General features: G+C 69.1%; 8 protein-coding genes. 6 read left to right on the forward strand and 2 right to left on the reverse strand.

Features of this window, described 5'->3' with window-relative positions; genetic code table 11:
• From VNE62_11025 to ccrA, 6 genes are all read left to right on the forward strand, one after another.
• Positions 1-1,361: acyl-CoA carboxylase subunit beta (locus VNE62_11025; GenBank protein ID HVE92809.1), on the forward strand; the 1,361-nt coding region annotated here is incomplete at its 5' end.
• A complete protein-coding gene (locus VNE62_11030; GenBank protein HVE92810.1) occupies positions 1,358-1,618 on the forward strand; it encodes a hypothetical protein in 261 nt (86 codons plus the stop codon). The genes VNE62_11025 and VNE62_11030, both read left to right, overlap by 4 nt.
• A gap of 151 nt (positions 1,619-1,769) precedes the next feature.
• On the forward strand, positions 1,770-2,729 hold the full coding sequence (gene glpX / locus VNE62_11035) for a class II fructose-bisphosphatase (protein HVE92811.1): 960 nt from the start codon (positions 1,770-1,772) through the stop codon (positions 2,727-2,729).
• Positions 2,730-2,748: 19 nt separating this feature from the next.
• A complete protein-coding gene (gene ggt, locus VNE62_11040; protein ID HVE92812.1) occupies positions 2,749-4,308 on the forward strand; it encodes a gamma-glutamyltransferase in 1,560 nt (519 codons plus the stop codon).
• 59 nt (positions 4,309-4,367) lie between these two features.
• Positions 4,368-4,736: a hypothetical protein gene (locus tag VNE62_11045; protein ID HVE92813.1), complete on the forward strand. Its 369-nt coding sequence runs from the start codon at positions 4,368-4,370 to the stop codon at positions 4,734-4,736.
• Between the two features lie 131 nt (positions 4,737-4,867).
• Entirely contained in the window at positions 4,868-6,109 is a 1,242-nt protein-coding gene (ccrA, locus tag VNE62_11050) for a crotonyl-CoA carboxylase/reductase (GenBank protein HVE92814.1), read from the forward strand.
• 1 nt (position 6,110) lies between these two features.
• Here the strand turns inward: ccrA and VNE62_11055 are convergent, their stop codons facing one another.
• Together VNE62_11055 and VNE62_11060 are read right to left on the reverse strand one after the other, a co-directional pair.
• The gene (locus VNE62_11055) at positions 6,111-6,392 is read right to left on the reverse strand and encodes a hypothetical protein (GenBank protein HVE92815.1); all 282 of its coding nucleotides are present in this window, start codon (positions 6,390-6,392) and stop codon (positions 6,111-6,113) included.
• Positions 6,393-6,400: 8 nt separating this feature from the next.
• The coding region (locus VNE62_11060) for a hypothetical protein (GenBank protein ID HVE92816.1) at positions 6,401-8,690 on the reverse strand (2,290 nt) is incomplete at its 5' end.

Raw genomic sequence — 8,690 nt, forward strand, 5'->3', positions numbered from 1 at the left:
TCGGCCTCGAGAAGCGGCGTGCGGACGGCGACGGCGTCGTCACGGGGTGGGGGTGCGTGGACGGCCGCCAGGTGTTCGTCTTCTCGCAGGACTTCACGTTCATCGGCGGGACCCTCGGTGAGGTGTTCGCCGAGAAAATCTGCAAGGTCATGGACCTCGCCGCGGCGACCGGGGCCCCCGTCATCGGCATCAACGACTCCGGCGGCGCGCGGATCCAGGAAGGCGTCGTGTCGCTGGCCGGCTACGCCTACATCTTCGACCGCAACGTCAGGTCGTCCGGGGTGATCCCGCAGATCTCGGTGATCGCGGGTCCCTGCGCCGGCGGCGCCGTCTACTCCCCCGCCATGACCGACTTCGTCTACATGGTCAAGCGCACCTCCAACATGGGCATCACCGGCCCCGATGTCGTGAAGGCCGTGACGGGCGAGGACGTGACCATCGAGCAACTCGGCGGAGCGATGACGCACGCGTCGAAGTCCGGAGTGGCGAACTTCGTGGCCGAGGACGAGCAGGACTGTTTCGCCCAGGTCCGCCACCTGCTGAGCTACCTGCCCTCCAACAACCTGGAGGAGCCGCCGTGGGCCGAGACGGGCGACCCACCCGACCGGGCGGACGAAGCACTGACGCGCGTACTGCCCGACACGGCCAACCAGCCCTACGACATGCACGACGTGATCTCAGGGGTGGTGGACCGCGACACGTTCTACGAGTACTCGCCGTACTTCGCCCCCAACATCATCTGCGGTTATGCCCGCATGGCCGGCCACGTCGTCGGGATCGTGGCCAACCAGCCGCGGATCATGGGCGGCGTCCTGGACATCGGCTCGTCGGAGAAGGCGGCCCGCTTTATCCGGACCTGCGACGCCTTCAACGTCCCTCTGCTGACCTTCGTGGACGTCCCCGGCTTCCTGCCCGGGACCAACCAGGAGTGGGGCGGGATCATCCGACACGGCGCGAAGCTGCTTTACGCCTTCACCGAGGCGACCGTCCCGAGGATCACCGTCGTCACGCGCAAGGCCTACGGCGGCGCGTACGTGGTCATGAACTCAAAGCCCATCCGCGCCGACGTCGCCTTTGCATGGCCGACGGCCGAGTTCGCCGTCATGGGGGCCGGTCCGGCGGTCAGCCTCGTCCACCGCCGCGAGATCACGGCCTCCGACGACCCGGAGTCAACGAGGGCGGAGCTGATCTCCGACTACGCCGAGCGCTTCGTGAACCCGTGGGTGGCGGCCGAACGGGGGTATGTGGACGACGTGATAGAACCGCAGGAGACGCGCGCGAGGGTGATCGACGCCCTGCTGATGCTGCGCTCCAAGCGCGAGTCGCTGCCCCAGCGCAAGCACGGCAACATCCCGCTGTGACCACGCCGCGGATCACTCCCGAACCGCCGCCGGACGAGGCCGCCGCCATCACCGCGGCGATCCGCGCACTGCTCGCGTCGGAAAAAGTTCAGTCGTCACCGCCGTCGTGGCGCGCCGCAAGCTGGGCCTCCCGCCGGGCGGGCATCACCGACATCGCCCCGCTCATGTCGCCATCGCGGCGATGGCCGTTGTCCTCACGCCTGCCCTGGGGGGGCCGCGAGTACCCGGGCCTGCTCGGCCGCGGCGACGCCCGCTAGGCCGGGCCCGACGAGGCGCGGGGCCTGCCGGACGTCATACGCTTTGAGGCCGCGCCTCTCCCTACCTAGCGCGCGCAGGAGGCTGCCCGTGGACCCGACGACCGAACAGACAAGAGCCGAGGCGAGCGCCGCCCCGGACCGCAACCTCGCGATGGAGCTCGTCCGTGTGACGGAAGCCGCCGCGCTGGGGGCCGGGCGCTGGATCGGCCGCGGCGACAAGGAGGCCGCCGACCAGGCCGCCGTGGACGCCATGAGGCTGATGATGTCCACCGTGCCGATGGCAGGCGTGGTCGTGATCGGCGAGGGGGAAAAGGACGAGGCCCCCATGCTCTACAACGGCGAGGAGGTCGGCGACGGCCAGGCCCCCGAGGTCGACGTGGCGGTCGATCCCATCGACGGGACGGGCCTGACGTCGCGCGGGCAGGGCAACGCGCTGGCGGTCGTGGCCGTGGCCGAGCGCGGGACCATGTTCGATCCCGGACCCTGTGTATACATGGAGAAGATCGCGTGCGGGCCGGAGGCCGCCGACGTGATCGACCTCGACGCTCCCGTGGCCACCAACGTGGCGCGCGTTGCCCGCGCCCACGGAATCAAGTCGGAAGACGTGACGGTGACGATCCTGGACCGCGACCGCCACTCGGACATGATCCGGCAGGCCCGCGAGGCCGGCGCCCGCGTCTTCCTCATCACCGATGGCGACGTGGCCGGCGCGATCAACGCCGCCAAGGCAGGCAGCGGAATCCATCTTCTGCTGGGCATCGGAGGCACGCCGGAGGGCGTGATCGCCGCCTGCGCCCTGAAGTGCCTGGGCGGCCAGATCCTGGGGCGTCTGCACGCGCGCAACGACGAGGAAAAGAGCGCGGCCAAGGACGCCGGGTACGACCTCGGCGCCGTCCTGACCATCAACGACCTGGTGTCGTCCGAAAACGTTTTCTTCGCGGCTACCGGGGTCACCGACGGGCTGCTACTGCACGGGGTCCGCTATCAGACGTCCCACGCCTATACGCATTCGATGGTCATGAGGTCGCAGTCCCAGACGATCCGCTGGGTCGAAGCCGACCACAGCCTGGAGAAGCTCAAGCAGCTGTCCGGGTCCAGGTACGGCGCCTGAGTCAAGGCCCGCGGCGCCGGTGACCGAGCCGAAGCTGTTCCCGCGGGGATGCGTCGCGTCGCCGCACTACCTCGCGTCGTCGGCCGGCTTGGCCGTCCTGGCCTCCGGTGGCAACGCCCTGGACGCGGCCATCGCCACGAACCTGACGCTGGGAGTCGTCACGCCGTACCTGTGCGGGTACGGGGGGGACCTGTTCGCTCTGGTGTGGGACGGGTCGCTCCACGCGTACAACGGGTCCGGTCGTGCGCCTGCCGCCGCGACGGTCGAAGCCGTCCGGGCGGCCGCCGGGACCGATGTGATGCCGGCTCTCGGCCCCCACGCGGTGACTGTGCCGGGAGCCGTGGAGGCCTGGTTCGCCCTGCTGGACCAGTTCGGGACGAGGTCCTTCGCCGACCTCGCTCAGACGGCGCTCCGGTATGCGTCCGACGGTTTCCAGCTCAGCGCGCGCGGTGCGGCGAGCATCGTCGCTTCGAGAGCCGCCTACACGCAGGACTTCGCAGCGGACTGGCGCGCCGTCTACGGAAACGCCGGACCGCAGGACGTGCTGCGGCAGCCCGACCTCGCGCGCACCATCCGGACCCTGTGTGACGGAGGACCGGACGCCTATTACCGAGGCGAGATCGCCGCCGCCATCGCGGACACGGTGCAACGCCACGGCGGGCTGCTTCAGGAACCGGACCTCGCGTCGCACACCGGTGAGTGGGTGGAACCGATGTCCACCACCTACCGCGGCCACGAGATTGTCGAGCTCCCTCCGAACACCCAGGGGGTCACTGTGCTCGAGGCGCTGAACGTGTTCGAGTCGCTCGACGAGCCCGGCGAAGCCGAGTCGCTGCACCGCCACCACCTGCTCATCGAGTCGATGAAACTGGCGCTGCACGACCGGGAGGCCCACGTAACCGACCCGCGTCACATGACCGTGCCGGCAGCGACGCTTGGGTCCAAGGAGCGGGCGCGGGACCGCGCCGGGGAAGTCGATCCCGTTTCGGCGCGCAAGCTCGTCCCCGGATCGGCCGCGGGCGGCGGCACCGTCTACCTCTGCGCGGCCGACGAGTCGGGGATGTGCGTGAGCCTCATCCAGTCCAACTACATGGGGTTCGGGTCCGCCGTGACCGTCCCCGGGTGGGGCATCAACCTGCACAACCGCGGCGCCTTCTTCTCGCTGGACCCCACTCACGTCAACGCCATGGCGCCGGGCAAGCGGACGATGCACACGCTGATCCCGGCCATGGTGATGCGGGCCGGCCGTCCGGCGATCGTGTTCGGGACCATGGGCGGCGACGGACAGGCGCAGACCCACCTTCAGCTGCTCACACGGATCCTGGACGACGGACTCGACGTCCAAGCCGCCATCGACGCGCCCAGGTGGATGGTGTCCCCTCGCGATTGGACCGTCTCCGCCGAGTCGCGGTTTGACGCCGGCGTGGTGGACGGGCTGCGCGCGCGTGGCCACGAGGTGCGCTTGGGGGCAGCCTTTGACGCCAGGGTTGCGGGCCACGCCCACGCGATCGCGGTCACCCCTGCGGGCTACGCAGCCGCCACCGATCCGAGGGCCGAGGGCGCCGCTATCGGCCTGTAGCCTGCGAGTTCGGGGGCAGCGGGAGTTTCGGAAGCTCTCCCACCGGGTACCCCGTTGCCATGAGCCAACGAGCGCGCGAACGAACCCTGGAAGACGAGGGCATTCCGGACATTGCAGACCAGCACGCCGCCGGCAGGCAGTCAGTGGAGATGGACGAGGACGTGATGCTGCCGCCGCGCGACTACCCGCAAGCGGTGAACGAGTTCGGCACCACGGCGGCCGAGTCGGTCCAGGGCGAGTCCCTGGAAATGAAGCTACGGCGGGAGGTCGGCGACGAGGAGCCGGGAGACGACGAGCAAGGAGTCGTCCGCCGCCTCGTAGGGTCTTCGGGTTCCGACGAAGGCCTGGCCACGGCCTTTGCCACCGATGACGACGGCGGCATGTCGGCCGAAGAGCTGGCGATGCACGTCGTGGAGCCGCCGGAATAGCTCTCGAAGAGGGGACGGCCGGTCGGCCGCCCCTCGTCCGTCCGTCCCGATTCGTCACGCGCCGCTTTTCGGTGCCATGCTGACTGCCCCGCGGCGACTCACCCGCGGCTGACCCGGCTGGCGGAGCGGCAATGGCGCGCGACATCTACGACATCGGATCGGCCCCCCCACTCGGGGAAGTGCCCGGCCAGATGTGGGCCCAGGTGATCCGTCCCGAGCGCTTCGGTGAGCCCGAGACGGCGTTCAAGGTCGAACGGATGGACGTCCCGGAGGTCGGCCCCCACGACGCGCTGGTCTGGGTGGCGGCGGCCGGCATCAACTACAACAACGTGTGGGCTGCGCGGGGCGTCCCTATCGACGTCTGCGAGGTCCACGGCCGGCTCGGGGAGCCTTCGGACTTCCACATCGGGGGATCAGACGCGTCCGGGATCGTCTACGCCGTGGGCGACGAGGTCACCAACGTGAAGGTCGGCGACAGGGTCGTCATCCACTGCGGGGCCTGGGACGTGGAGGGCGTACCCGCGGGCCTGGACCCGATGTTCCACCCCAGTTACCGCATCTGGGGCTACGAGACGAACTGGGGCAGCTTCGCGCAGTTCACAAAGGTGCAGGCGCACCAGTGCATGCCGAAGGCCGAGCATCTGTCCTGGGAAGCGGCCGCGGCTTGCACCCTGGTCGGGGCCACCGCCTGGCGGATGCTCATGGGGTGGCCGCCCCACACGGTCCAGCCGGACGACGTCGTGTTGATCTGGGGCGGGTCCGGGGGACTTGGCTCGATGGCGATCCAGATCGTCCGCGAGCAGGGGGGCATCCCGGTCGCGGTCGTGTCCACCGACGAACGCGGCAAGTTCTGCATGGACCTGGGAGCCAAGGGCTACGTGCTTCGGACCGGCTACGACCACTTCGGCCGGATGCCCGACTGGTCCGACGACGCCGGCTATGCCGAGTGGTCCGCCGGGTGCCGGGCGTTCGGCAAGGCGGTCTGGGAGGTCCTCGGCGAGCGCCGCTCTCCGCGGATCGTGTTCGAGCACCCCGGACAAAGCACCATCCCGACGTCGATGTTCGTCTGCGACACGGGCGGCATGGTCGTGATCTGTGCAGGGACCACCGGTTACAACGCCGACGTCGACCTGCGCTACGTGTGGATGCGGCAGAAGCGCCTGCAGGGCTCCCACTTCGCCAACGACGAGCAGTCCTACGCGTTTAACGACCTGGTGCGGTCCGGACGGCTGGACCCGTGCCTGGGCGACGTCTTCAGCTTTGAGGACATCTGGAAGCCGCACCAGCTGATGTTCGAGAACCGCCATTCGGAAGGAAACATGGCGGCGCTGGTGGGAGTCCGGGAGCCGGGCCGCACGGACCTCGACCTGTAGGTCAGGTCCAGCGGTAGCGGTCCAGTCCCTGGTTCACCGCGGTCTTCCAGCAGCCGGTATGCCAGTGCCGCCGCCGTTCCTCGTCGTCGTCCGGCCACGCGACCACGTGCTGTGAGTTGCGGGGCACAAACCTGTGACAGCCGGGGCAGGTGTAGTCGGGACCGCCGCCCCCACCGCCGTGCGTGTGGGCGTGCCACCCGGGGGGCGCGGCCATGGGGGACGTCACCGACGGGCGCCGGGGCTGGTAAGGCTCTTCCGGCTGACGCCGGTTGCGTCGGGGCACGGCCCAGGCTACCGCCCGTCCCGGTCGCCTTTGATCAGAGCGCGCGCCACCTCGGTGGACTCCTCCTCGAGCGCGTATGCGATGGCGTCGTCCTTCGCGAGTTCGCGGCCGCGCTGGAACTCCACCTCCCAACGAGGGCCGAGCGCCTCACGCGCCGGCCGCAGGCACGACTCCACCCACTCTCGTCGAGATTCGCGCGAGAAATTGCCCGTCGCGGCCCCACTCGCCTGTTCCTCGAACTCCCTTCGCGCCTCAGCGGCACCCCACAGTCGTGCGCACCTTGCAAGGCGCCCGCCGGCAACTGCTTCCCGCGCCAGTCCGCCGAGCGCTTCGGCCAGAGTCGGTACCCGCTTGGTCCCGCTTCGGAGGTCGGTCGTCACCTCGAGGCCACGGCCGGCCAGGAGTGCACCGATGAAGAAGCCGGAGGCCCGAGGGTCGCCGGCGCGCTGCGCCAGCAGCCCCGCCCATGTCAGGGCCTGAGCGTGATACGGGTGGTCCGTGACCTCCACCGCCTCGAGCGCGGCGGCCAGTCCACGCTCGTAGTGTCCGGACCTTTCGGACAACGCGGCGACCTTCATGAGAAGGAACGGGAAGTTGCTCCCGCCGGTTATGCCGGTCGATCGGGACAGGTTGATCCCGCGCTCCGCCCAGACGAGGGCCGCGTCGGTGTCGTCCAGTTTGATGCACACGCCCGTCACGTGGTCTATTGCCCACTGCTCGAACACCTTGTACTCGAGCCGATCCAGCAGCGGGATCACCTGTTCGTAATACTTCCTCGACTCGGACAGGTCGCGTGTTCCCGAGTGCACCATCCCCGCGTGGAAGATGGCGATGGCCTCGGCGACGCTGCGGCCGTGCTGTCGGTGATGAGCCACCGCCTCGAGAGCCGACCGTTTCGCGTCCTCGGTCCGCCCCAGCGCCAGCTCCGCGAACGACCGCAGGCCGGGAATCATGCCTCGCATGACCGAATCCTCTGGCAGCATCCCCAACACCTGTTCGAACACGTCCAGGGACCGTTGGGTCTCGGTGAACCTTGTTACGAGTGCCTCGGCCATCAGGAGCTGCAGGTCCCGAGCGTCCTCGGGTTCCTGCTCCTGCGCCGCGGACTTGGCTGCGACGAGATCGTCCTCCAGTCCCGTCACCGACGACATCGCCAGCAGGTAAAGCCGGGCCGCCAGACAGCGAACCGCCACGACCGGCTCCGTTACCTCGAGTTGATCCGCGCACGCCTGCAGCCACTCGGCCACTTGCTTCATCCGGCCCCGAAGAGGCGCGTGGCTCGAAAGCCGGACTGCGATCTGCGACGCTTCCCGCGCCTTGCCCAGCGACTGGAGGTCCTCCACGGCGGCCGAGATGTTCTGCCACTCGGCGTCCACCTCGATCAGCAGGTCGAACCCAGAGGCGGCGTACCAGTCCTCCATCGGACGGTCCACAAAACGGCGCCAGTAGTCCCTGGACTTCGCCAGGACCTGCTCGGCCTCCCCCGAGTCCGCCAGCTTCTCGGCGGCGAACCTGCGGATCGTCTCCAGGAGCCGGTACCTGGCCTTGCCGGCCTTGTGCTCGACTGCAACCAGGGACTTGTCGACGAGCCGCGTCAGGAGGTCCAGAACGTCGAATGCCTCCACATCGTCCTGCGCGCGCACGGCTTCGGCCGCCTCCAGAGTGCAGCCGCCCACGAACACCGACATCCTGCGCAGAAGAGTCTGCTCGGCGGGGTCGAGCAGCCTGTAGCTCCAGTCAACCGACGCACGTAGGGTCTGCTGGCGCGGCATGAGCGTCCGGGATCCTCCGGCGAGCAGGCGGAAGCAATCGGTGAGGCCGTCCGATATCTGCTTGGGTGTCAGGACCTTTGTCCGAGCCGCGGCCAGCTCTATCGCCAGCGGGATGCCGTCCACTCTCTTGCAGATGGACGCCACGGCCGGTGCGGTGTCGGGATCGAGGCGAAAGCCACTCCGGGCGCGTATCGCGCGGTCACAGAACAGACGCACCGACTCGTACCGCTCGACGTCTGACAGATCTCCTTCTGGGAGCGACAGTGAGGGGACACGCCACGCCATCTCCCCGTCGACCCCGAGCAGCTCCCGACTGGTGGCGAAGATGGTGATCGCGGGACACGACCTCACCAGGTGCTCCACGAGTTGTGCGACCTCGTCCACGACGTGCTCACAGTTGTCGAGGATCAGAAGAAGCCGCCCCCGACCGATGTACTCCGCGAGGGCGGCCGACTGGTCCAGCGGAACGCTGAGGGCCTTGGCCACGGTCGTGCGGACCTCCCCCGCCTCCGTCAGCGGCGACAGG

It is taken from the genome of Actinomycetota bacterium (assembly GCA_035536535.1).
Classification (GTDB): Bacteria; Actinomycetota; JAICYB01; order JAICYB01; family JAICYB01; genus DATLNZ01.